Raw genomic sequence first — 25,388 nt, 5'->3', positions numbered from 1 at the left:
CTGTTTATGCTTTATCTTTATCGTAAGCATCTGAATCTCCCAAATCCTCTCCGATTATTTTTCCAGCTACTTTTTTAATACTTCCGAAAAAATTCCAACCTCCACCAGTCTTTTTTGATTCTCTTTCTTTCTTTCCTGTATTTCCATTGCTTGCAGCTGGTGCAATTGGAAGAGGAACTATAATTGGCGGAGCATCTTTACGTAATTCTTTGTAAATATCCTCACGCTCATCAATGTCTTTTATTCCTTTCCAAACCAACCCAACAGCCGTTGCATAAGTCGGATTTTTGATTTCTTCGGTAAGGGTTTTTCCTAAATTCTCATTAGGATGTCCAATTCTTACATCACGTCCTGTTACACGCTCAAATAGCTCGTCAATGTACGACATTTGTACGCTTCCACCTGTTAACACAATTCCACAATTCAAACGATTTCCGTAACCACAACGACTAATTTCAGCTTCTACCAAAGCTACGATTTCTTTCAATCGTTCTTCGATAATAATCCCAACATTTTTGATTGAAATGGTTTTTGTTTTACGTCCATTTATTCCTGGAATTGATACTACTTCTTCTACTGGAATTTCGTCGGCAACGGCACAGCCAAACTTTACTTTTAATTGTTCTGCGTGTTCGGTTGAAATACCACATCCTTGCTCTATATCTGCCGTGATAGAATCTCCAGCAAATGGCAATACTGCTATATGACGCACAATCCCTTTATGGAAAATGACTATTTCAGTCATTCCGCTACCAATATCAACTAAACAAACTCCACTCTTTTTTTCTTGGGGAGTTAGTACCGCCAAAGATGCTGCCAAAGGAGAAAATACTAAACCTCCTTCTATTTCCATCTTTCCTTTTGCACTCTCAATACATCTTTTGGTTTTGTCAAACTCAACTTGTGGTGATGTTATCATCATAAAATCACACTGTAACTTTAAACCACTAATACCTACGGGGTCATAGATATTACCAATTGAGTCCACAAAATATTCTTGCGGAAGAGTATGCACAATGGCATTACCTTTAGAGATAAAGGTACGTTTGGCATCATTTGCTACTTGGTCAACATCGGTTACTGTTACTTCTTCTCCTTCAGTTTGACGAGTAATGGCTGAACGATGTTTTATACTATGAATATTAGGCCCTGCAACACTTGCAAAGACACCTCTAATATGAATATTTGCTTGATTTTCAACTTGTTCAATGGCGGATTGAACAGCCTCAATTGTCCTATTGACATTCAAAACGACACCTTTGGATACGTGTCCAGTAGTATCTGCTTTTCCCAAACCAAGTATTTCCAGCTTGCCCAAATGGTCAAGTCTGCCCGCTACGACATTCACCTGCTTACTGCCTATGTCAAGTCCTACAATTATTTCACTCATGGGAGGGGTAGTTTTAATTTAGGGATTAGGCATCAGGGATTGGGGTAAGTTAATTACCCAATACCAAAAGTCTAACCACTGTTACTCACACACAATCTGATTTCTATATTTAACGCTAATCTTCTTATACTTATCCCAACCTTTCGAGGGTAGGATTTCTTTATATAATATTTTTAATTTTTTAAATTTTGCTTCAATCTCTATACCCATTCCAAATTCAATTTGGTGATTACCAATTTCTGGAACGAGTGTAATCCCGCCGTCAATTTCAACTACTAATTGTGAAATTTGTGCTTTCCAAAAAGTATCTTCATTAATCGCCCTAACAAGGTCGATAATGGGCTTACTTTTCGGTTCTTTGAGACTTTGAGTTTGTTCAAAATAACTACCTGACAATAATAAAGTTCTTACGGTATAGTGTGGTGAAACTCCTATTAACTCTCCACTTTCTGTTACGTAATCATCTGGTTTATTGTTACTTACTATTCTTGCGATTGGGGTGTGTTCTTCGATATCTACTGTCAATTCTCCGCTTAAATCACGGTGAACTTGACAATTTTTGACGAGTCTATTGGCTCGCACTCTGTTTTCAATTTTCTTAAAGTTTATCCTATCAAAAGGTTTTCCTTCAGGGCTATCAACAATGGTTGGGGCTATTAGTGAATATATTTCTTGGGGTGTTATTAGGCGGTTTTCGTTGTTACCAACAATTTCTACATTGATTTTTTTGCACTTCTGAAGACGGTGGATATTTTTTGCAAAAACCACAAGTGAGAGTGAAAGACAAGCTAACACTGCGAACCATATCCATTTTTTAAACTTCAGTAAGGATTTCAAGACAATCAATAATAATAGATTGGACTGTAAAGATGCTAATATTTTTTCATCTAAATTCCTAATCTGTTCAAAACTATACGAAATTAAAAAAAAATAGCTGAAATTTTATAATTTTTTATTAAAAGGGAAAATGTGGAGAAGATAGAGTTATTTCTTGTGTTGAGTATTTTGTTTAAGAAAATACGCTGGACTTTTATCTTTTTTCACGCTAAATTTATTTTTAATGAAAAAGCCCTCAGAAATTAACCTGAGGGCTTGATTCGTTTAGCTTCTAACGCTAAACTATACTTTTATATTATACCGACCAACGAGCTTTGCGGTAGTTTCCTACTCTCTCGGCTGCTTTTGCTTCTTTGGCTGCTTCTACTTGTTGCAATTCTTCTTTTGAAGTAATTACGTAGTCTGCATACTTGCGTACACCTGTTCCCGCTGGGATTAAGTGACCAACGATTACGTTTTCTTTCAAGCCATCTAATGTATCTGCTTTCGCACGGATTGATGCTTCTGACAATACTTTAGTCGTCTCTTGGAATGATGCCGCTGAGATGAATGAATCTGTACCTAAAGATGCTTGGGTGATACCTTGCAAGTTTGGCTGTGAAACCGCTGGTGAAGCATCACGAACAGTTACGATTTTCAAGTCACGACGTTTTAATGATGAGTTTTCATCACGTAAAGAGCGTGCCGATACAATCATACCTTCTTTCATTTTGTCTGAATCACCTGCATCCATAACCACTTTCTTATCCATGATTTTATCGTTTTCTTCACGGAATAAGAATCTGTCAACATTTTGTCCATTCAAGAACATGGTATCTCCTGATTCTACGATAATTACTTTTTGCATCATTTGACGAACGATAGACTCAATGTGTTTATCGTTAATCTTCACACCTTGAAGACGGTAAACGTCTTGGATTTCATTTACCAAATACTCTTGTACAGCAGTTGGTCCTTTGATTGCCAAAATGTCTGAAGGTGTGATAGCTCCATCTGAAAGTGGCACACCTGCACGCACAAAGTCATTGTTTTGTACAAGGATGTGTTTCGATAATGGTACAAGATATTTACGTTCAGCACCATCTTTTGCACGGATGTAAATTTCACGATTACCACGCTTGATACCACCTAAAGTTACTACACCGTCAATTTCAGATACAACCGCTGGGTTAGATGGATTACGAGCTTCGAATAATTCCGTTACACGTGGAAGACCACCCGTAATGTCACGAGTTTTACCTGCCGCACGTGGAATTTTCGCCAAGATTTGACCTGGTTTAATTTTCGCTCCATTTTCAATTGCTAAACGAGCCGCTACTGGTACGTTGTAAGCTACTGGTTCATCAGCACCTTTTACGTTAATTAAGATAGTAGGGTTTTTCGTTTTATCTTTTGATTCAATGATTACTTTCTCACGAAGACCTGTTTGTTCATCGGCTTCTTCTTTGTAAGTAACGTTTTCTTCGATGGCATCAAATTCTGCTTTACCTTCAACTTCTGAAAGGATTACAGCGTTATAAGGGTCCCAAGCACAAATCTCTTCTCCTTTTGTAATCGTCTGTCCGTCTTTTACTCTTAAATAAGAACCGTAAGGTACGTTATTGGCAATAAATACTTGTTGAGGATTAGCTGCATTCAAGATTTGAACCTCACCCGAACGTCCCATAACAATATCAACTGCATTTCCTTCTGCATCAACAGAACCAACGGTACGAACTTCTTCAAACTTAATGATACCGTCAAATTTAGCTTTGATAGCAGCATCTAAGGTTACGTTTTGGGCTGTACCCCCAACGTGGAATGTACGAAGTGTAAGCTGTGTTCCTGGTTCACCGATTGACTGTGAGGCAATTACACCTACGGCTTCACCGATACCTACCATTCTACCTGTTGAAAGGTTACGTCCATAACACTTAGCACAAACTCCACTACGAGTTTCGCAAGTTAATACTGAACGAATTTCAAGTGAATCAATCGCTGTATCATCTACTGAAAGAGCTGCTTCTTCGCTGATTTCTTCTCCTGCTGTGATTAATAATGCACCCGTGATTGGGTCATACACATCATGGATAGAAACACGACCTAAGATACGTTCTGATAATGGTTCGATGATTTCCTCGTTGTCTTTCAACGCTGCAATCTGAATACCTCTTAATGTACCACAGTCATCTTCATTAACAATTACGTCTTGAGCTACGTCATGCAAACGACGAGTTAAATAACCCGCATCGGCAGTTTTCAAGGCAGTATCGGCAAGACCCTTACGAGCACCGTGCGTTGAGATAAAGTATTCAAGTACGTCAAGTCCTTCTTTAAAGTTAGAAAGAATTGGGTTTTCGATGATTTCACCTACCGAACCAGCTAAGTTCTTCTGAGGTTTTGCCATCAAACCACGCATACCACCTAACTGACGAATCTGTTCACGAGAACCACGAGCTCCAGAGTGCATCATCATAAAGATGGCATTGAAACCTTGTTTGTCATTCTCCATTTGTTTCATCAAGGTATCCGTAATTTTCGAGTTTACCTTTGTCCAAATGTCAATAACGGCGTTGTAACGTTCGTTATCTGTGATTAAACCCATCAAATAGTTTTCTGTTACCGAAGCAACATCAGCTTTGGCTTTTACTACAAGGTCAGCTTTTTCTTCTGGAACGATAATATCGCCAAGACCCATTGAAAGACCACCTTTAAATGCCATTTGATAACCTAATTCTTTAATATCATCCAAGAATTTAGCGGTACGAGCCACGCCTGAAATCTTGAATACTTGAGCAATGATTTGTTGTAATTTTTTCTTTGTCAACAATTCATTGATATATCCTACTTCTTCTGGAACGCAAAGGTTAAATAATACACGACCTGCTACGGTTTCTACCATTTGAGATTTCAATGTACCATCTTCTTGACGAACGTTTGTTTTTACAGTAATATTTGCGTGTTTAGAAACAACGCCTTCATTCATACCGATAACAACTTCTTCAAAACCATAGAATTTCATTCCTTCACCTTTCACTTCATATTCTGGTGCGTTTCTACGTCCTTTCGTTACGTAGTATAAACCAAGAACCATATCCTGAGATGGTACTGTAATAGGAGCACCATTGGCAGGGTTCAAAATGTTGTGTGAACCTAACATTAGAAGAGAGGCTTCCAAGATTGCTTCCTGTCCGAGTGGTACGTGTACCGCCATCTGGTCACCATCAAAATCGGCGTTAAATGCCGTACAAGTTAATGGGTGCAATTGGATTGCTTTTCCTTCAATTAATTTAGGTTGGAATGCTTGGATACCCAAACGGTGAAGCGTTGGGGCACGGTTTAGAAGAACTGGGTGTCCTTTCATTACGTTTTCCAAAATATCCCAAACTACTGGGTCTTTTCTATCAACAATTTTCTTGGCAGATTTTACCGTTTTCACGATTCCTCTTTCAATCAATTTTCTGATAACAAATGGCTTGAAAAGCTCCGCTGCCATGTCTTTTGGAAGACCACATTCGTGCATTTTCAATTCAGGACCTACTACGATTACCGAACGACCAGAATAATCGACACGTTTACCTAATAAGTTTTGACGGAAACGACCTTGCTTTCCTTTCAACATATCTGAAAGTGATTTCAAGGCACGGTTACCTTCTGAACGTACCGCATTTACTTTACGTGAGTTATCGAATAATGAATCGACAGCTTCTTGTAACATACGTTTTTCGTTACGTAAGATTACTTCAGGAGCTTTGATTTCGATTAGACGCTTCAAACGGTTATTACGGATAATTACACGACGGTAAAGGTCGTTCAAATCCGAAGTCGCAAAACGACCACCATCTAAAGGCACAAGCGGACGTAATTCTGGTGGAATTACTGGAACCATCTTGATAACCATCCATTCTGGGCGGTTTTCAATACGAGTACCTGCTTCACGGAATGCTTCAACTACTTTCAAACGTTTCAAGGCTTCTGCCTTACGTTGTTGAGAAGTATCATTTGCAGCCGAGTGACGTAATGTATAAGATAAGTTATCTAATTCAGTACGTTTCAACAACATATCCAAAGCTTCAGCACCCATCTTAGCGATGAATTTCTGAGGGTCTTCGTCTGGTAACAATTGGTTTTCACGAGGCAATTTGTCGATAATGTCCAAATATTCGTCTTCTGTTAAGAAGTCCATTTTGTTTACACCGTCTTCTGCCTTAACACCAGCTTGAACTACTACGTATCTTTCGTAATAAATTACTTGGTCAAGTTTTTTCGTAGATAGACCTAACAAATAACCGATTTTGTTTGGTAAACTACGGAAGTACCAAATGTGGGCAACAGGCACAACTAATTCGATGTGTCCCATACGCTCACGACGTACTTTTTTCTCGGTAACTTCTACACCACAACGGTCGCAGATGATACCTTTATAGCGAATACGCTTGTATTTGCCACAGTGACATTCCCAGTCTTTTGTTGGCCCGAAAATTCTTTCACAGAACAAACCGCCCATTTCAGGCTTGTAAGTACGGTAATTGATAGTTTCAGGTTGAGTAACTTCTCCGTGCGAGCCTTCAAGGATTGATTCGGGCGATGCTAAAGAGATGGTTACTTTTTGAAAATCACTATTTAATTTTCTATTCTTTTTGAATGACATTTTCGTGTTTGTTTGTGTTGAAAATGGTTCTAATATTTTCAGTAAACAGTTGGCAATTATCAGTAAACAGTTTTTGCATTATCTGCTTACTGATAATTGTTCACTGAAATTACTCTAATGTAATTTCAAGAGCTAAACCTCTTAATTCGTGAATCAATACGTTGAATGATTCTGGAATACCTGGTTTTGGCATGGCTTCTCCTTTAACGATGGCTTCGTAGGCTTTTGCTCTACCAATCACGTCATCAGATTTAACCGTTAAGATTTCTTGTAAGATATTAGCTGCACCAAATGCTTCTAATGCCCAAACCTCCATCTCTCCAAAACGCTGACCACCGAACTGAGCTTTACCACCTAATGGTTGTTGAGTGATTAATGAGTACGGTCCGATTGAACGGGCGTGCATTTTATCATCAACTAAGTGACCAAGTTTCAACATATAGATAATACCTACTGTAATTGGTTGGTCGAACATATCTCCCGTTAAACCATTGTACAAATAAGTACGTCCCCATGCTGGTAAACCTGCTTCTTCTAATTCTTTAGCAACTTCAGTAGATGATGCACCGTCAAAGATTGGTGTTGCGTACTTACGACCCAATTTCTCACCAGCCCATGCTAATACGGTTTCATAAATCTGACCGATGTTCATACGTGAAGGTACCCCAAGTGGGTTCAACACGATGTCCATTGGTGTTCCGTCTTCTAAGAATGGCATATCTTCATCACGTACAATACGGGCAACAACCCCTTTGTTACCGTGACGACCCGCCATCTTATCACCTACTTTCAATTTACGTTTCTTAGCGATATATACTTTTGCTAATTTCACGATACCCGCTGGAAGTTCGTCTCCTACTTCCAATACGAATTTCTCACGCTTGTAGCGACCTACTACTTCGTTACGACGAACGTTGTAGTTTTTCACCATTTGCAATAATAAAACGTTAGTATCTGCATCTTCAGTAGCATTTTCCAAGATTAAGTCTGCAATTAAGTTTGCTTCTTCTGGAACGCTATATGAACTATCATCACGGTAAAGGTTTTTAGCTGGGAATAAAGCCTCCTCGATGTTACGAGCTGACATTTTAACACCTGCTTCAATAATTACCGTTCCGAATTTATGTTTGATACCACCTGAAACTTTATTTTCTAACAATTCTACCATTTTGCCAATCATCTTTGCACGGATGGCTGTCAAATCTTTTGATAGTTGTTTAGATAAAGCAGCGATTTCTTTCTTCGCTTTCTCACGTTCGTCTTTATCTTTCTTTGGACGGCTGAAAAGTTTTGTATCAATTACAACTCCTTTCAATGATGGAGGTGCTTTTTTAGAAGCATCTTTTACATCACCTGCTTTATCTCCGAAGATTGCACGAAGAAGTTTTTCTTCTGGTGTTGGGTCAGATTCTCCTTTTGGTGTAATCTTACCAATCAAAATATCGCCTTCTTTTACATCAGAACCTACACGAATAACACCGCTTTCATCCAAGTTTTTCACTGTTTCTTCAGCTACGTTTGGAATCTCCGCTGTTAATTCTTCTTCTCCACGTTTTGTATCACGTACTTCCAATTCAAATTCTTCAATGTGAATAGAAGTAAAAATATCGTCACGTACTACACGCTCAGAAATTACAATCGCATCTTCAAAGTTGTATCCTTGCCAAGGCATGAAGGCAACTTTCATGTTACGACCTAATGCTAATTCTCCTTGTTGTGTTGCATAACCTTCGCAAAGTGCTTGTCCTTTATTAACACGCTGACCTTTACGAACGATTGGCTTCAAGTTGATAGTAGTATCTTGGTTGGTACGACGGAATTTAATCATTTTGTATTCCTTCGTATCTCCTTCAAAACTTACCAAATACTCTTCTGGAGACATATCATATTTTACAATGATTTTGATAGAATCCACGTATTCGATAACACCGTCTGCTTCTGCAACTACTAATGTACGAGAGTCAAGAGCAACACTTGCTTCCAAACCAGTACCCACAATTGGAGCTTCTGGACGTAACAATGGTACTGCTTGACGTTGCATGTTTGAACCCATCAACGCACGGTTGGCATCATCATGCTCCAAGAAAGGAATCAATGAAGCCGCTACCGATACAATTTGGTTTGGTGCAATATCCATCAATTGAGCACTATTTGGGTCAACCAATGGGAAGTCACCTTCAAAACGAGCTTTTACAAGATTTGATTCAAAAACGCCTTGTTCGTTGTAACGAGCATTTGCCTGTACAATGTTTTTGCCGTCTTCTTCTTCTGCGGTCAAATAAGTAATTTCCTCAACTTTGATTTTTCCGTCCTCAATTGTACGATAAGGCGTTTCAATAAAGCCCATCGAGTTAATTTTGGCGTGAACACAAAGTGATGAAATCAAACCAATGTTTGGACCTTCTGGAGTTTCAATGGTACACAAACGACCGTAGTGGGTATAGTGAACGTCACGAACCTCAAAACCTGCACGCTCACGAGAAAGACCACCTGGCCCAAGTGCTGAAAGACGACGCTTGTGCGTAATCTCCGCCAATGGGTTTGTTTGATCCATGAACTGTGATAACTGGTTTGTTCCAAAGAATGAGTTAATTACCGACGATAATGTACGTGCGTTAATCAAATCAACTGGTTTAAAGTCTTCGTTATCACGAACGTTCATACGTTCTTTGATAGTACGAGCCATACGAGCCAAACCAACACCAAACTGAGCGTATAATTGTTCACCAACTGTACGAACACGACGGTTAGACAAGTGGTCAATATCATCGACAACAGCTTTCGAGTTGATAAGTCCGATTAAGTATTTAACGATTGAGATAATATCTGATTTCGTTAAAACTTTCGTTTCCATCGGAATATCGTGACCCAATTTCTTGTTGATTCTGTAACGACCAACTTCTCCTAAATCATAACGTTTATCAGAGAAGAACAAGTTTTGGATAATATCACGAGCCGTTTGTTCATCGGGTGCCTCTGTATTACGTAATTGACGGTAGATTTGCTCAACCGCTTCTTTCTCAGAGTTCGATGAATCTTTTTGTAACGTATTATAAATGATGTTGTAATCATTCACGTTCATATCTTCTTTGTGAAGAATGATTGTGTCTAAACCAGCATCAAGAATTGTTTCGATGTCACCAGCAGTAATGGTTGAATCACGCTCCATCAAAACCTCGTTACGGTCGATAGAAACTACTTCACCTGTATCTTCATCTACGAAATCTTCTTGCCAAGTTCTTAAAACCCTTGCCGCCAAACGACGACCAACGGCTTTTTTCAAGTTAGTTTGGTCAGCTTTAATTTCTTCAGAAAGACCGAACAAATCCAAAATGTCTTTGTCAGAACCATAACCAATAGCACGTAAAAGCGTTGTTACTGGAAACTTCTTCTTACGGTCAATGTATGCGTACATTACGCTGTTTACGTCCGTAGCAAATTCAATCCAAGAACCTTTGAATGGAATGATACGAGCCGAATACAATTTTGTTCCGTTTGTGTGGCGACTTTGTGAGAAGAACACCCCTGGAGAACGGTGTAATTGAGATACGATAACACGTTCAGCTCCGTTGATTACGAACGAACCACGCTCGGTCATGTACGGAATATTTCCTAAGAATACTTCCTGCTCGATGGTTTCGAAATCTTCGTTGTCGGTATCGTTACAGATAAGACGTAACTTCGCTTTTAAAGGCACTGAGTACGTCAATCCACGGTCGATACACTCATCAACTGAGTATTTCGGAGGGTCAACTGAATAATCAATAAAGTGAAGGACGAAGTTTTCACGAGAATCCGCAATGGGAAAGTTCTCAGCGAATACTTTGAAAAGACCTTCATCGGTACGATTTTCGGCTGCGGTTTCCAACTGGAAGAAATCCTGAAACGACTTCACCTGAATATCCAAGAAATCTGGGTACTCGAGTAAGTTTTTGACTTTGGCAAAACTAATTCTGCCTGTTTTTGTCATCTGTGTCAAGGCTTTTTACTGTTTTGAAGTTTGAGTTTGGTTATTGGAAACTGATTATTGGTTATTAGTTTAAGAATTCACTAAAATTGAATTGTAAATAACTAATAACGCATAATTAATAGCCAATAACAGGGCAAAACGCCCGAAAAAATGGAGCCTCGTAGAAGTGAGCATCTCGTTTCCCTTTGCTTCTTTCCTACGAAAAAAAGAGGTGTTTCAGAAACGATTACTTTTTATAAACTGATTTGTCTGTAAAAACGTTGCAAATCAGCCTGCAAAAGTACGAAAAAAATATTGATTATCAAGTATTTGAGAGAGATTTTTATCATTTTTGCTCAGATAATTACCTATATCATTCAAGTCTATATCGTTCGCTTTTTTTATCGCAAACAATTTTTATAAAATGTTTTTGTTTTTTTTCTTTCTAAACTATTAATTTTCAATCATTTCTCTTAATTTTGCAGTCCCAAAATCGAAGCAAATGGTACTTTCGATTTTGGGTTCAAATTAATGTACCAATGCAATGAATCAAAAAATCAGAATTAAATTGAAGTCATTTGACCACACTTTGGTGGACAAATCGGCTGAGAAAATCGTTAAGGCGGTTAAAGCTACGGGTGCTGTTGTTTCGGGTCCTATTCCGTTACCAACTAAAATTGAAAAATTCACAGTTTTACGTTCTCCACACGTTAACAAAAAAGCTCGTGAACAATTCCAATTGTGTACTTACAAGCGTTTAATTGACATTTTCTCATCTTCTCCAAAAACAGTTGATGCGTTAATGAAATTAGAATTGCCTTCAGGTGTTGATGTTGAAATCAAAGTGTAGTTTACCTTGATTAGACGTTAAAACGGTAAAAGGTGAAGGGTAAATAGAAAAGGCGTTAATGCCTGCAACTATTTACTCTTCACCTTTTTACTTTTATACACTTTCCTCATCCACTAACTACCTTTTCCATCACTTCATTTTATAAGCAGGGTGATTTCTCATATATTCATCAAAAGAAAATTTCCCTGAGCCTAATATCCAAAAAAGTATCAATAACCCTAACACAAGTAATGAAAGCCAAAGCTCTGAATTGACTGCTGTAAAACCATTACGGATATTGGTGAAGAAAACGGCAACAAACAAAATTGGCACTTGAAAAGCCGAAGCCAGCCGAGTGAGACAACCAAGCGTAATCAACAAGCCTCCAACTAAATGTGCAAAAGCTACATAATGTACTGCCACATAACTCCATGCGTTAAAATGTAAACCTTCAGTAAGTGCTGATAATTGAGAAGTATCCCCAATAAAACTCATTCCTTTAAAAAACAGTAAAAGCCCTAATCCAATTCTTACGATGTCAAGCCAAGCGGGATGATGTGCGTCACCCCAATGTTCAATGCGTTCGATTGCTGTCATAGTAGTAATACGTTGAGTTAAATGTTAGATTGAATTTAATAAAAAAACATTATATTATCAAGTCTGAATTGTACTTTTTTGTGAAAATTTTAAAATAATCGTTTGGTAATCTTCCCGACAATTCATTTTCGTTGATTGTGCAAACTTTGTGATGTTAATTAATCAGAACAATATGAAATCATTATTAAACCTCACCGTCTTGATATTACTTGCCTTTAGAGGTTTTAGTCAAGACATCAATATCCGTAAAAAAGAATTTTTATTAGAGAAAGGAATCGCTATCAATGGATACGACCCAACTTCTTATTTTTCGGGAAAACCGCAAAAAGGCAAAAAGGAGTTTTCATATACCTACGAAGGTGTGGTTTATCAATTTTCAAACACCAATAATTTAGACACTTTCAAGAAAAACCCTGCTAAATACGAACCTCAATATGGCGGTTGGTGTGCCTACGCAATGGGTTCAAAAGGAGAAAAAGTGGAGGTTGACCCCGAAACTTATAAAATCTTAAACGGTAAGCTCCATTTATTTTATCACACATTTTTCAGCAATACACTCACTGATTGGAACAAAGACGAAAGCGAATTGAAACCAAAAGCAGATGTTAACTGGAATAAATTTATCAAACGATGAAACCGCAACAAATCTATATTTCATGGACTGCCCAAATTATAGCATCTTTTATTTTAGGGCAAACGCTTTTCTTTAAATTTTCGGGAGCAGCAGAAAGTATGGCTCTTTTTACCAAATTGGGCATTGAGCCATTCGGAAGATATGCTGCTGGTACAATGGAACTGATTACCGTTATTCTTCTTCTTAATGCACGAAGAGCTTGGTTAGGGGCAATTTTTGGAATTGGTACAATGTCGGGAGCTATTTTGGCACATCTCACCATTTTGGGTATTGAAAGTGAATATGATGGTGGCTATTTATTTTTCTTAGCATTAATCACACTAACTTGTTGCTTGACTGTGGCTTATATTCGCAAAAGTGATATATTGGCGAAATTTTACTTTTTAACCTAAAATGCAAGAAGAAGCAAAATACTGGTATCTCCATGACCATCAATTATTCTCGGTTTTATCTCGAGAAGAAAACCGAGCTTTATGTTTAATTCCGAGCTTTAAAACGGTTAAAAAAAATGAAATTCTATATTTCTCTCACGACGAAGAGCAACGTCTTTATACGATCAAAAGTGGAACTTTAAAAATTGTACGGGTCGATAACGACGGTAATGAAACGGTGAAAGATGTTTTGAGGTCGGGTGATTTATTTGGACAATATACTTTTGATGAAATTGAAGATGAAAATCAAGATGAATATGCCGTTGCAGTTTCGGACAAGGTGGTATTTTGTAGTTTCAGAATTAATGATTTTGAAGAAATCCTAAAACGGAATCCACAATTAGCCGTCCGTTATACAAAATTGGTCGGTTTCAGAATCAAGCGAATTTCAAATAGTTACGCCAATTTGATGTTTAAGGATGTCAAAACTCGCTTTGCTTTATTCATAAAAGATTGGGCGATGAAAGAAGGAAACGGAAAAGATAAAGAAGTCGTCATTAAAAACTATCTCACTCACAATGACATTGCAGGACTTATTTGTAGCACTCGCCAAACTGTAACCTTATTATTTAATGAGTTAAAAAACGCAGGACTGATTGATTATACTCGTAGCGAAATAATCGTTCATGATGTGGCGAAATTGAGGTAACACAGGCTTCAGCCTGTTTATTAAATCTATTTATTACAGGCTGAAGCCTGTGCTACGCTAATAAATTCACCAATTGCAAGATGGCCAAACTGATAAAAATGCAACCAATCAATTTATTCAAACGACTATCTGTAATGTATTGAAAAATCAAATCTCGTTTGCGGTTAGCAATAAATGCGTAAGTATAAACTAATAAAAATGTGCCTGTTCCTGCTCCCAACACAAAGCTCGTTTTTTCTAAAACAGTTTCTATTTTTAAGAAATCGTATTTCTGATAACTCAATAAAACTACTACCCAAAAAGGCAATAAAGCTGGATTGAATAGAGAAAGAGAAATACCTTTGAAGAATGAAAAGAAACGACTATTTAAAGATACTTCTTCTGATTTTATGGTGATACTTTTCTGAAAAAAAGTAATTATTCCAACAGTTAACAGAATACCAATGATGGCTCTTTGCATCCAAAACTCAACCATTGGATATTTGTCAAATATCTTTACGCCCTCAATGGCTAAATATGCGTAACTACTTTCACACAAAACCCCACCCAAAGCAACCCAAAAGGCAATTTTGATATTTTTTTGGAGAGCGGTATGAGCAACAAAAACACTCAGAGGGCCTGGCGGAATGGTTGCAACGTAGCTAATAAGAGCCGTAATAAAGTAAACAGTTAAAGTCTTCAAACATAGCAGGGTTTATACTGCAAGTTAAGTATTATTAAGTAATAATTTACTTGTTTTTCAACATATAACCCATACCTACTACCGTATGAATCAATTTATTAGGGAAATTTTTATCTACCTTATTGCGTAAATAATTAATATAAACTTCCACAAAATTTGTACCTGTATCAAAGTTAATGTCCCAAACTTTTTCTGCAATATCTACCTTTGAAACCACCTTTCCTTTATTTCTCATTAAATATTCTAACAGGCTAAATTCACGAGCAGTAAGTTCTACTACATTCCCCCCTCTTCTGGCTACTTTTTCATCTAAATCTAACTCTAAATCAGCTACTTGCAACTTTTCAACGGGCTGAGGGATTTCTTCTGTTCTTTTCAAAAGAGCTTTCACTCGAACCAACAGCTCCATAAAATCAAATGGCTTCACCATATAGTCATCCGTTCCAACTTCAAAACCCGATAATTTATCCGCCATTGTTCCCAAAGCAGTCAACATCAAAATAGGAACACGAGTATTATTTTCTCGAATATGTTTACAAACATCCAAACCACTCATGTCGGGCAGGTTCAAGTCCAGAATGATGAGGTCGAAATTTTGTTCAGAAAGTAGCGAAATTGCTTCTTCTCCGTCTGAAGCAATTGTTGCTTCAAAAGATTGTGTTTGTAGGCCTTTTTTGATAAAGGTTGCCACTTTCAACTCGTCTTCTACGACTAAAATATGCTTATTGTTTGTCATTTTGATGCTTTTTGCAATTTAAAATCAAACTACTATTTCTTCTTCCCAAATCGTTCTCTACACCAATCCATCAAATGTTTAAAGTCTTGTTTTGACGAATTTTTGAGAGCCTTTCTCAATTCTTTCTTGAAAATTTTGGGTTCAAAGCTAACTTTTTCCAAAATCATTTTGGCATATTCTATTGGCGACATTCTGGTGGTTGTGTTCATAAAGTTAATTAATTACGAAACTATCTACAATTTGTCGCAGCATAAAATCAGACCACAGATTGTACTGATTCAACAGATAAATTTAAAGAAAAATCATAACTCTGTCAGAGCATTAATCTGTTGTCAAATTTTGTATTGCGACAAATTGTAGATAGTTCTGATTAGTTATTCGGCATTTTGTAGTTTACTCTTTTTAAATTATTGTCTTTCTGAATAATTTTTAAAACGCTTTCTGTTTGTTTTGACGCTACCTTTTTGTAATCCCTGTTTGTTGCATCAATCGAAACCCTAACTCCTCTACTCGAATCTCTTTTTGCTGCCGCAGCGGCTTTATTTGGATGTTTATAATTATGAACACTATAACTTGGGTCATTAAGAGGTATTTCCTGAGAAAATAGGCTAAAATTGACAATGCTGATGAATAAAATAACGGTTTTCATGATTGTTTCAGTTTTAAGTAAAAACGCTCAATAAAGAGGTAAAATGCACGTCCTTATTGAATGAAACAAAGCTATTCAGGCGAACTTAACGTCGTATTAAAGGAAAATTAGAATATAATTAGATTTAAGAAATTGTATAAATTTTTCGTTTTGAATGATAATTGAATACACACGCAAAAATGAAACGATTGACAACAAAATGAATAACTTCAAACAGGTTTATTGTATTTTGAGCAATTTTAACGTAAAAACAGTCCCTTCTTTTTCTGTTGATTGCACTGAAATATTACCATTATGTAGCTTGACAATTTTTTGAGTTAATGAAAGTCCAACGCCATGTCCTTTAATATTTCGAGAATTTGAACCACGTCTAAAAGGCTCAAAAATAAGACCCAATTCTTTTTCAGGAATCACCGCACCATCGTTATGGAATGACAAAATGAGTTCTTGCTGAGTAATTTGGAACCTAATATCTACCCTATTTTTGGGTGAAAATTTCACACCATTTTCCATCAAATTCAAGAGAACCGTATAAAGCAATGCTTCATTAGCTTTTACTTCTGGTAATAGGTCTGAATTTTCGTCGAGTTCAGTAATAATTTGATAATGAGGGTTTTTCTTCAATAAAACTTCACGTACCTGCCATACCAATTCAGCAACATTGACCAATGAAAATTTGATTTGGGCATCGTCTGAATCAATACTTGTCATTTCTAAAAGATTATTGGTCAATCGGTTCAACTGCTGAACATCATCTAAAACTGACTGAATCATCATTTTAAGCTCCTGCGGGTCATCTTCCGCTAAAAGTGAAACCTGAATTTGCCCCGTAATGGCAGTCAAAGGTGTCCGTAACTCATGCGAAGCGTGCGAAACAAACGAGCGTTGTAATTTGAAGGCTTTTTCAATACGGTCAAGCATTCGATTAAAACGCTGAGAAAGTTGAGCAATTTCATCCGTTCCATTTCCTTCATTTAATCTCAAATTGAGTTGAGACGCTCCAATACTATCTACTTTTTTAATAATATCTTGAATAGGCTTTAGCGACTTTCCTGCAAAAAACCACCCTGCATAACTAACAATTAAAAGCATCAATAAGCCTCCAAATGCTAAAATAAGTCCCAAATTACGCTGTTCACTCAATCCATATTTATCCAAAGCCGAAGCCACAATAACCAAATCTTCTTTTCCATTATTAAAAACAATTCCTAAAACCTCACGGTCTTTTTTGCGAAAATAAAGTTCTTTTTCTTGGCGAATTTGGGCAAGTGTTTTTAATTGAATCGTTAGAAAATCTGTTCCACTTTCGTACACAATTTTATTTTTACTGTTGTAAATAACGATTTCCTCCTGAGTCAAAACAGTCATTTGATTTTTGTCCAAAAGTTTTAATAAATCGGGACTTATTTCTTCTTTACCAAATAGGATTTCTGCCGATGTACGAGCCTCCTCTCTTAATCGATTTTTAAATTCGCTTTCACGATGAAACTCACTTTCAAGGTAAATAATAAGACAAAAAATCAACAACAATGTTGAAACAATGCCTAAGAAAAGGAATGTTATTCTGGTTCGGATAGTCATAGTGTAAATTTACATGAAAGCAAAAACGTTTTTGGACATTATTACATTAGATTTTCTTTAGATTTTTTTTCTTCCTTATCTTTGTCGCTCAATCAAAAAATACATAAAATGTCAAGACAAAATATACTTACAGGTTCGCCTTGGGAAGACAAAATGGGCTATTGCCGTGCCGTTCGTATCGGAAATATTATTGAAGTTTCAGGTACAGTTGCTATTGTTGACGGAGAAAATGTAAAGGCTGATGACGCTTTTGCTCAAACAAATAACATCATCGAACGTATTGCAAAGGTTTTGGAAGAAGCTGGGGCAAGTTTAAATGATGTAGTAAGAACAAGAATTTTCACAACTGATATTGCTCAATTTGATAATATTGCGAAGGCACATGGAGCATATTTCAAAGATATTAAGCCAACAACAGGAATTTATGAAATCAGTAAATTGGTTTCACCTGACTATTTGGTAGAAATTGAATTCACGGCAGTTGTTTAAGCAATTCCAAGAATTTGAACAATAAAAAAGCCTCGCTATTGAGCGGGGCTTTTTTGTGTCAATTTAGACGTATGACAGTAAAACGCCGAACGTTTGTGAAAAGTTTTATGTTTGAAAAATAGTTGAATAGTTTTTCATTTTCTTTTGTAACACAGACTTTAGTCTGTATTACCGATTTACAGACTAAAATTTGTGCTACTTTTTTACAGACTAAAGTCTGTGCTACTATGAAACAACAAACGATATATGAAGTGGCCGTAATTCCGATTGGGTCATTAAATTCTATCCGACAAAAAGAGACAATTTTGAGTTATTTTTCTAACCTAAGCAAATGCCTCGACCAAGTTTCGACGGCTTTGGCAATTAATGGTTGGGACTCAAAAATAAATTATACGGCAGTTTATAGAAGTTTGAAGGAAAAAGAAAAATATGTAGCAGAGTTCAATTTGGCAGGAAACAAGATTTTCAAAATTGTCATTACTTGCAGAACAATAAACCCTGCTTTGACAATGCTGGGAATTGAAGAAAAACCTGTGTAACCTGATTCTCCAAAATCGGGGCGTTTGTATATCCGATTCTGTGTAACCCGATTCTCCAGAATCGGGGCGTTTGTATATCCGATTATGTGTAACCCGATTCTCCAGAATCGGGGCGTTTGTATATCCGATTATGGAGAATCGGGTTACATTTTTACGATTTCCATTTGGGATAAATCAGGGAATTGATACCAATTTTTGGGCATAAAAAAAGACCTACGCTTGTAGGTCTTTTAAAATTATTTTTGGAGATATAATAGTAAAACGTTTATTTCGGAAAAAAGTTTTACAGTTGAAAAATAGTTGAATTATTTTTCATTTTTATTTTATTAATTTTAAAACCTCGTTAAAAAGGTAATCTAAGGCATTTTTAGCTGAAAAATATTTTTCATTACAAACTCAATAATGCTTCTTTTTTCAGTAATTCTTTATCAATTGGCACAACGCCCACTGATTCACAAACAAGTCCACCACCCAAATTTGAAAGCCCTGCAATTAATTCGGGAGAAAGCCCCAAAGCCAAACAACAAGCAGCAATAGAAATAACAGTATCTCCTGCACCTGATACATCCGAAATGGTACGAATATGAGCAGGAATCGCTTTCTTCTGTCCGTTAAAATCAATATAAACTCCTTGTTCAGAAAGCGTAACAAAAACACCTTTAAGCTCTAAGGTTTTCTTTAGAATGGAAACTGCATCTGCTAATTCATCAGGATTTTTTACGTCAAATGAAATAGACAAACCTTCTTTTAATTCCTTCAAATTTGGCTTAAAAAGTGTTGCGTGTTGATAAAACAAAAAGTTGCGTTTTTTAGGGTCAACAATGGTTGGGATATTATTGTCATTGGCAAACGTGATAATCTCGTAGATTAATTCTTTCGACAAAACGCCTTTGTCATAATCTTCAAAAATGATAACACTGGCAGAACTTGCTAAGTCTTTGATTTTATCGCTCAGTATTTGACATTCATTATCATTAATGAGCTTATCTGTTTCGGTATCAACTCTTACAATTTGCTGCGAACCCGCAATAATTCGTTCTTTTACCGTTGTAATTCGAGTTTCGGATTGAATAATTCCTTCGGTTGAGAGGTTTTGTTCTTTCAATAAATTTAACAAAGAATCACCATAAGAATCTGAACCAATAACTGAGCAAATAATTGGTTCTGCTCCCAATGATTGCACATTCATAACAACGTTTCCTGCACCGCCCAGTCGTATTTCACGACTACGGACATTAACAACAGGTACGGGAGCTTCGGGTGAAATTCTTTCTACTTTGCCCCATGTATAGGCATCAAGCATTACGTCACCAATGATGAGAACTTTGAGTTTATTGAAATTGTCGAATATTTCTGGAATAGTCATTTTTCGGTAATTATATACACCACAAAAGTACCAAAACTTTATAAAAGAATTAGTAAAATCCTGTATTGATGAGTTTAACAAATTGAAAAAACAGGAAATTAGAACTATATATGGCTGAAAGTATATATATTTACACAATTTCAGCCATATATAATTAAAATTATGCAAAAAGAGCTAATTGGTCGAGAAAAAGAGAAAGAAATACTTTTAAAAGTTTTAGAAACTCCTGAAGCTGAATTGGTGGCTGTCTTGGGCAGACGGCGAGTAGGCAAGACTTTCTTGGTGCGTTCTGTATATGATTCATTAATTCGATTTGAAATAACGGGTTTGCAAAATGTGACCGCCAAAAAACAATTAAATAATTTCTCCATTCATCTTCGCAATGCCTTCGGAGCAATTGCTCCCAAAGAAAAACCTACGGATTGGCTTGAAGCATTTCAGCAGTTGATTGAATGTTGGGAAAAAACGGTAAACCCAGCTACAAAGTCGGTCATTTTCTTAGATGAATTACCTTGGTTAGCAGGACGGAAATCGGGCTTTTTGGATGGATTAAGTTATTTTTGGAATTCTTGGGCAGTAAAAAATAATGTTGTAATTATCATTTGTGGTTCGGCTGCTTCATGGATGATTCAACAAGTGGTTTACAACAAAGGCGGTTTACATAATAGAATTACACGCAGAATTCATCTGATGCCATTCAATTTGTATGAAACAGATTTATTTCTAAAAAATAAAAATATATTCTTAGATAAATATCAAATTGTGCAATTATACATGGCAATGGGTGGTATTCCTCACTATTTGAAGGAAGTAGAGGCTGGAAAAAGTGCTATTCAAAATATAGAACAAATTTGTTTTTCGAGTACGGGTTTACTCAATGATGAGTTTATGAAATTGTACCCAGCTTTGTTTGAAAACGCCACGCATCATATCAGTATTATTAATGCTTTAGGACATAAATGGAAAGGTTTGACAAGGCAAGAAATCATTAAGGAAACCAATTTATCAGATGGTGGAAATCTAAGTCGTTACTTGGATGAATTACTTCATTCTGGTTTTATTTCTGCTTATAATGCTTTCGGAAAGAAGCAAAAAGATGCACTATATCGTCTTACTGACGAATATTCATTATTCTATCTTCATTTTATTCAACATCAAAATAAATTTACAAAAGATAGTTGGCAAAATTTGAGTCAAACATCCATGTTTAAGAGTTGGACAGGCTATGCTTTTGAGAATTTATGCCTGAAACATATCGACCAAATAAAAAAAGCATTGGGTATTGCGGGAATTTATTCAGGAACCAGTAGTTACTATCACAAAGGAACCTCAGAACAACAGGGTGTACAAATTGATTTATTGATAGACCGAAAAGATAATGTTATCAATTTATTTGAACTAAAATTTTATGCTGAACCATTTATTTTGACTAAAAAATATGCCGACATTTTGCGTGAAAAAGTCGGCACGTTTAAACAACTGACGGGTACTCGTAAACAGATTTTTTTGAGTTTACTCAGCATTTATGGTTCAAAACCCAATGAACATAGTACTGGGTTAATCAATAATTCCTTAGAGGTTGATGTTTTGTTTGAAAATCAATAATTACCCCCCAATCGTAGTCATTGATTCCGTAATCACTGATTTACGACCACGCTCGGCTTCAAAACCATCTTTGGGGCGATTTTTGAATACTTGCAAAAAGGTCGATTTCAAGTCTTCATCTGAAATCCCATCACGGAGTAAATCCCTGATATTCAATACGCCTTCATCGTAAAGACAAGTTTTCAACTCACCTGTGGCGGTTAGACGGATACGGTTGCAAGTTCCACAAAAAGTACGAGAAAAGGCAGCGATTACACCTACATTTCCTTGATAATTAGGCACTTGATAGTTATAAGACGTTGAATTGGGTGAATCTACGATTTTCTGTAAGTCAGGATATTGGCTTTTTATTTCTGCTAAAATACGGTGTAAATTCCACTCTAATTTTGGATAATGTGAACCTTCTCCGTTGAAAGGCATTTCTTCAATAAAACGGATAGAAACTTTATGATTTCGGGTTAATTCTACCAAAGGCAAAATGTCCTCGGTATTTTTTCCGTCCATTACAACGGCATTCACTTTTACGTCAAAACCTGCATCTATTAACTGAAAAAGGGTACTATAAACTTTATCAAATTCGTCACGACGAGTGATTTCAAAGAAGCGTTTTTTGTCCAAAGTATCCAAACTCAAATTGATGGCACGCACGCCCATTTCTTTCATTTGACGAATATATTGCCCCGTCAAAATTCCATTGGTAGTAATATTTAATTCGTCAATTCCATTAATTTCAGAAAGTTGATACATAAAATCAACCATATTGTTCCGCACGAAAGGCTCACCACCCGTAATCCGAACTTTTGAAACGCCTAACTCAGCGAGTACCGAAACGATACGCAGCATTTCTTCGTAAGTCAGTAATTTTGTTTTGTGTAGATATTTTACGCCTTCTTCGGGCATACAATAAAAACAACGCAAATTACAGCGGTCTGTTACCGCCAACCGTAAGTAGGTTATCGGGCGACCGTGATTGTCGTAAATGATATTGGGAGTTTGAGTATTCAATTTTAATCAGTTTCTTTGTTGAACAAATTTAGTGAATATGTTGTAAGGAACAAAAGTAGAGGAAAGCGGTTGAGTAGTTAATGAGAAAAGGATAAATAAAGTTTCCAGATTTACGTTGAACCTTATTTTCTTTGCTTAGACGGTTCTAAAATTGAAAAACATGAAATATAAAATTAACCTTTTTGGAATTACCCGTGATATTGTTGGAAAGAATATTACTGAAGTAGAAATAAATCAAGCAGCGGATGTTCAAACGGTCTTGAAACAATTAAAAACTGACTTTCCTAAATTACAAGAGATAAAATCACTTTTAATTGCCGTTAATAGTGAATATGCAGAAGCAGATTTAATGTTAACTGAAAATGACGAAATCGCTTTGATTCCACCTGTGAGCGGTGGTTAAGAACGGAGAAAGATAAAAACTTATCGAAAAGCTATTTTATAAGTAAAAACACTTATTTTTTGTATTTCATTACATTCTTAATTTATGATAATTCCCCAAGTTTAATTTGGAAATCTCCTTAGAATTTGCCTAATTTTGTTCATAGAAAAATAACCTCCCCATAATTATAATTTAACCAAGATTTATTGCGAAAATTTACTGAACCCTCATATAATACAGTTGGTTTACGGAACTTTTATTTCTTAAAATAAGGTTCTTTCAATTCAAAATCTTAATTAAGGTCATGTCTGACGCAATTAAACACGAGTGCGGTATAGCACTTATCCGTCTTCGGAAGGATTACCAGTATTATATCAATAAATACAACACGCCCCTTTATGGACTCAATAAGTTGTATTTAATGATGGAAAAACAAGTAAACCGAGGGCAAGACGGAGCTGGTGTTGCCAACATCAAAATTGATGTGCCGCCTGGTCATCGTTATATCAGTCGCTATCGTTCTGTTGAACAAAATGCCGTACCTGATATTTTCAGAAAAATCCACAAAAAATTTCAGAAAGCCATTAAAGGCAACAAAGAAAAAGCCAAAGACGCTCATTGGATTCAAGAGAACGTCGCTTTTTCGGGAGAAGTTTTGTTAGGACACCTTCGCTATGGTACGCACGGGCAGAACGAAATCGAAAACTGCCACCCAATGCTGAGACAAAGCAATTGGAGAAGTAGAAACTTGGTAATGGCTGGAAATTTTAACATGACTAATGTTGATGAATTATTCGACAAATTAGTTTCGTTGGGACAACATCCAAAAGAAAGAGTGGATACGGTAACGGTAATGGAGAAAATCGGACACTTTTTGGACGAAGAAAACCAACGCCAATTTGAATACTTCAAAAGCGAATACCACAATCCAGAATTGTCGGATATTATTGAAGAAAACATTGATTTACAACGAGTTCTACAACGTTCTTGCCGTGATTTTGATGGCGGATATGCCATGTGTGGACTCACTGGATACGGTGCGGCTTTCGTAGCAAGAGACCCTGCGGGAATCAGACCAGCTTTTTATTATGCTGATGATGAAGTTGTAGTAGTTGCTTCTGAAAAACAAGCTATCAAAACCAGTTTCAATTGTAATTATGATGAAATTAGAGAAGTCCAACCTGGTCATGCTTTAATCATCAATAAAGATGGTTCTTATTCTGAAAAACAGTTTATTGAGCCTATCGAAAGAAAATCTTGTAGTTTTGAACGCATCTATTTCTCACGTGCTTCTGACCCCAATATTTATGCTGAACGTAAGCAATTAGGACGTTTAGTAATTCCACAAGTGCTTCAAGAGGTTGATTATGACCTAAAAAATACGGTATTTTCATACATTCCAAATACTGCCGAAACTGCCTTTTTGGGTATGATTGAAGGTTTGGAAGACCATCTTGCCAAAGAACGCAAGAAGGCGATTTTGGAAGGAATTATCTTTGAAAAAGACCTTGAAGATTTATTGACTTTCCGTCCAAGAGTTGAGAAATTGATTTCAAAAGATGTAAAATTACGTACTTTCATCACCAACGATGCCGACCGTAATGATATGGTGGCTCACGTGTATGACACCACTTTTGAGGTAATCAAGAAAGGCGTTGATAATGTAGTTTTGATTGATGACTCGATTGTAAGAGGAACAACTTTGGAGCGTTCAATTGTGAGTCTTTTGGATAAATTAGGGCCTAAAAGAATTGTTATCGTTTCATCTGCTCCACAAATTCGTTATCCTGACTGTTATGGAATTGATATGTCGAGAATGAAGGAATTTGTTGCTTTCCGTGCCGCTTACGAATTATTAGTTGAGCGTAATATGGATGATGTTTTGGAGGAAACTTTGGGACGCTGTTTGGCAGCAATTGAACTGGGAACTGCTTCGGAAGAAAATTTTGTAAAAGCTATTTATAAGCCATTTACAACAGAAGAAATTTCTGCTAAAATTGCTGAATTAGTAAAACCAAAGAACTTAAAAGCAGAATTAGCGATTGTTTATCAAACCGTTGAAAATCTGAATAAGGCTTGTCCAAACGATACAGGAGACTGGTATTTTACAGGAAATTATCCAACACCTGGAGGAAATAAAGTGGTAAATACTGCTTTCGTAAACTTCATGAAAGGCGTTGAGATTAGAGCATATTAATTTTTGTAGGACAGGTTTTTAACCTGTCAATCTGTACTTTATTGTACTCGGTTGACAGGTTGGAAACCTTTTTCATTGTACTCGGTTGACAGGTTGAAAACCTTTTTCATTGTACTCGGTTGACAGGTTGGAAACCTTTTCATTGTACTCGGTTGACAGGTTGAAAACCTTTTTCATTGTACTCGGTTGACAGGTTGGAAACCTTTTTCAT

Annotated in this window: 21 protein-coding genes; 9 read left to right on the top strand and 12 right to left on the bottom strand. The window is 36.5% G+C overall.

Annotation, left to right across the window (positions count from 1 at the left end):
- Positions 1-4: 4 nt before the first annotated feature.
- The 4 genes from ftsA to rpoB form a co-directional block, all read right to left on the bottom strand.
- On the bottom strand, positions 5-1,390 hold the full coding sequence (gene ftsA, locus VB796_RS02965; protein WP_323345016.1) for a cell division protein FtsA: 1,386 nt from the start codon (positions 1,388-1,390) through the stop codon (positions 5-7).
- An 81-nt stretch (positions 1,391-1,471) separates the two neighbouring features.
- Positions 1,472-2,236 carry a cell division protein FtsQ/DivIB gene (locus VB796_RS02960; RefSeq protein ID WP_323345015.1) on the bottom strand — a complete coding sequence of 255 codons (765 nt, stop codon included), beginning with the start codon at positions 2,234-2,236 and terminating at the stop codon, positions 1,472-1,474.
- A gap of 286 nt (positions 2,237-2,522) precedes the next feature.
- Positions 2,523-6,857 (bottom strand): DNA-directed RNA polymerase subunit beta', encoded by a 4,335-nt coding sequence (gene rpoC, locus VB796_RS02955; RefSeq protein ID WP_323345014.1) that lies wholly within the window; start codon positions 6,855-6,857, stop codon positions 2,523-2,525.
- A gap of 109 nt (positions 6,858-6,966) precedes the next feature.
- Positions 6,967-10,827, bottom strand: a complete 3,861-nt coding sequence (gene rpoB / locus VB796_RS02950; protein WP_323345013.1) for a DNA-directed RNA polymerase subunit beta — start codon at positions 10,825-10,827, stop codon at positions 6,967-6,969.
- Between the two features lie 523 nt (positions 10,828-11,350).
- Between rpoB and rpsJ the strand changes: the two genes are divergently transcribed.
- Positions 11,351-11,656 carry a 30S ribosomal protein S10 gene (gene rpsJ / locus VB796_RS02945; protein WP_184135098.1) on the top strand — a complete coding sequence of 102 codons (306 nt, stop codon included), beginning with the start codon at positions 11,351-11,353 and terminating at the stop codon, positions 11,654-11,656.
- A gap of 129 nt (positions 11,657-11,785) precedes the next feature.
- Here rpsJ and VB796_RS02940 read toward each other — a convergent pair whose 3' ends face one another.
- Positions 11,786-12,232 carry a DoxX family protein gene (locus VB796_RS02940; RefSeq protein WP_323345012.1) on the bottom strand — a complete coding sequence of 149 codons (447 nt, stop codon included), beginning with the start codon at positions 12,230-12,232 and terminating at the stop codon, positions 11,786-11,788.
- A 172-nt stretch (positions 12,233-12,404) separates the two neighbouring features.
- Here VB796_RS02940 and VB796_RS02935 point away from each other — a divergent pair, with 172 nt between their 5' ends.
- Genes VB796_RS02935 through VB796_RS02925 form a run of 3 tightly spaced genes read left to right on the top strand, consistent with a single transcriptional unit; the run spans position 12,405 to position 13,946 of the window.
- Positions 12,405-12,866, top strand: coding sequence for a YHS domain-containing (seleno)protein (locus VB796_RS02935; protein ID WP_323345011.1), 462 nt, complete (start codon positions 12,405-12,407; stop codon positions 12,864-12,866).
- On the top strand, positions 12,863-13,258 hold the full coding sequence (locus tag VB796_RS02930; RefSeq protein ID WP_323345010.1) for a DoxX family protein: 396 nt from the start codon (positions 12,863-12,865) through the stop codon (positions 13,256-13,258). Before VB796_RS02935 ends, VB796_RS02930 begins: the two co-directional genes overlap by 4 nt.
- Before the next feature lies 1 nt (position 13,259).
- The gene (locus VB796_RS02925; protein ID WP_323345009.1) at positions 13,260-13,946 is read left to right on the top strand and encodes a Crp/Fnr family transcriptional regulator; all 687 of its coding nucleotides are present in this window, start codon (positions 13,260-13,262) and stop codon (positions 13,944-13,946) included.
- A 52-nt stretch (positions 13,947-13,998) separates the two neighbouring features.
- Here VB796_RS02925 and VB796_RS02920 read toward each other — a convergent pair whose 3' ends face one another.
- The 5 genes from VB796_RS02920 to VB796_RS02900 form a co-directional block, all read right to left on the bottom strand.
- Entirely contained in the window at positions 13,999-14,628 is a 630-nt protein-coding gene (locus VB796_RS02920) for a LysE family translocator (protein WP_323345008.1), read from the bottom strand.
- A gap of 46 nt (positions 14,629-14,674) precedes the next feature.
- Positions 14,675-15,364, bottom strand: a complete 690-nt coding sequence (locus VB796_RS02915; RefSeq protein WP_323345007.1) for a response regulator transcription factor — start codon at positions 15,362-15,364, stop codon at positions 14,675-14,677.
- Between the two features lie 32 nt (positions 15,365-15,396).
- Positions 15,397-15,573: a hypothetical protein gene (locus VB796_RS02910; RefSeq protein WP_323345006.1), complete on the bottom strand. Its 177-nt coding sequence runs from the start codon at positions 15,571-15,573 to the stop codon at positions 15,397-15,399.
- Positions 15,574-15,734: 161 nt separating this feature from the next.
- The gene (locus VB796_RS02905; protein WP_323345005.1) at positions 15,735-16,013 is read right to left on the bottom strand and encodes a hypothetical protein; all 279 of its coding nucleotides are present in this window, start codon (positions 16,011-16,013) and stop codon (positions 15,735-15,737) included.
- A gap of 219 nt (positions 16,014-16,232) precedes the next feature.
- The gene (locus tag VB796_RS02900; RefSeq protein WP_323345004.1) at positions 16,233-17,594 is read right to left on the bottom strand and encodes a HAMP domain-containing sensor histidine kinase; all 1,362 of its coding nucleotides are present in this window, start codon (positions 17,592-17,594) and stop codon (positions 16,233-16,235) included.
- 108 nt (positions 17,595-17,702) lie between these two features.
- Here VB796_RS02900 and VB796_RS02895 point away from each other — a divergent pair, with 108 nt between their 5' ends.
- Together VB796_RS02895 and VB796_RS02890 are read left to right on the top strand one after the other, a co-directional pair.
- Positions 17,703-18,083 (top strand): RidA family protein, encoded by a 381-nt coding sequence (locus VB796_RS02895; protein WP_323345003.1) that lies wholly within the window; start codon positions 17,703-17,705, stop codon positions 18,081-18,083.
- Positions 18,084-18,310: 227 nt separating this feature from the next.
- Positions 18,311-18,622 (top strand): hypothetical protein, encoded by a 312-nt coding sequence (locus tag VB796_RS02890; protein ID WP_323345002.1) that lies wholly within the window; start codon positions 18,311-18,313, stop codon positions 18,620-18,622.
- A gap of 388 nt (positions 18,623-19,010) precedes the next feature.
- Here VB796_RS02890 and VB796_RS02885 read toward each other — a convergent pair whose 3' ends face one another.
- Positions 19,011-19,988: a bifunctional ADP-heptose synthase gene (locus VB796_RS02885; RefSeq protein WP_323345001.1), complete on the bottom strand. Its 978-nt coding sequence runs from the start codon at positions 19,986-19,988 to the stop codon at positions 19,011-19,013.
- 162 nt (positions 19,989-20,150) lie between these two features.
- Between VB796_RS02885 and VB796_RS02880 the strand changes: the two genes are divergently transcribed.
- The gene (locus VB796_RS02880; RefSeq protein WP_323345000.1) at positions 20,151-21,593 is read left to right on the top strand and encodes an AAA family ATPase; all 1,443 of its coding nucleotides are present in this window, start codon (positions 20,151-20,153) and stop codon (positions 21,591-21,593) included.
- Here the strand turns inward: VB796_RS02880 and moaA are convergent, their stop codons facing one another.
- Positions 21,594-22,577 carry a GTP 3',8-cyclase MoaA gene (gene moaA / locus VB796_RS02875; RefSeq protein ID WP_323345026.1) on the bottom strand — a complete coding sequence of 328 codons (984 nt, stop codon included), beginning with the start codon at positions 22,575-22,577 and terminating at the stop codon, positions 21,594-21,596.
- 181 nt (positions 22,578-22,758) lie between these two features.
- Here moaA and VB796_RS02870 point away from each other — a divergent pair, with 181 nt between their 5' ends.
- A complete protein-coding gene (locus tag VB796_RS02870) occupies positions 22,759-23,001 on the top strand; it encodes a MoaD/ThiS family protein (protein ID WP_323344999.1) in 243 nt (80 codons plus the stop codon).
- 283 nt (positions 23,002-23,284) lie between these two features.
- Entirely contained in the window at positions 23,285-25,177 is a 1,893-nt protein-coding gene (locus tag VB796_RS02865; protein WP_323344998.1) for an amidophosphoribosyltransferase, read from the top strand.
- Positions 25,178-25,388: the final 211 nt, after the last annotated feature.

The sequence above is a fragment of the Arcicella sp. LKC2W genome (assembly GCF_034931005.1).
In the GTDB taxonomy this organism is placed as follows: Bacteria; Bacteroidota; Bacteroidia; order Cytophagales; family Spirosomataceae; genus Arcicella.
This window is presented reverse-complemented; position numbering and strand designations above follow the sequence as displayed.